Here is a 445-nt window from a genome sequence, read left to right as displayed (position 1 = left end):
TCGCACTCGTCATCGGGCTCCTGGGCGTCGTTGCAAGGAGTTCCAAGAGCGGGATCACGCGGGCTGCCGTGATCATGTTCGTCGAGGTTGTGCGCAATACGCCATTCCTGGTGCAGATCTTCTTCATATATTTTGCCCTTCCTCTCATGGGCATCCGCCTCAATCCGACCGTCACGGCGATCATTGCCCTCGGCATCAATGGTGGGGCCTACGCAATCGAGATCATCCGCGGCGGGATCGAGAGCGTTTCGCGCGGCCAGATCGAGGCAGGTTTCGCACTTGGTCTTCACAAGGCGGATGTCTTCCGGCTCATCGTGCTCAAGCCGGCGCTGCGGGCGATTTATCCCTCGCTCACAAGCCAGTTCATTATGCTGACACTGACAACGTCTGTCTGCACCTCGATCGCCGCCTACGAGCTGACCTCGGCCGCTCAGCGCATTGAGTC

At 59.3% G+C, this 445-nt stretch carries 1 protein-coding gene; it reads left to right on the top strand.

Annotated elements, in window-relative coordinates; all coding sequences use genetic code 11:
* Positions 1–445, top strand: a 445-nt coding sequence (locus EN780_RS37810) for an amino acid ABC transporter permease (protein ID WP_133373028.1), incomplete at both ends; no start/stop codon positions are given.

Source organism: Mesorhizobium sp. M4B.F.Ca.ET.089.01.1.1, assembly GCF_004022605.1.
Taxonomy (GTDB): domain Bacteria; phylum Pseudomonadota; class Alphaproteobacteria; order Rhizobiales; family Rhizobiaceae; genus Mesorhizobium; species Mesorhizobium abyssinicae.
The sequence above is the reverse complement of the archived record's forward strand: the minus strand, read 5'-3'. Positions and strand labels throughout refer to the sequence as shown.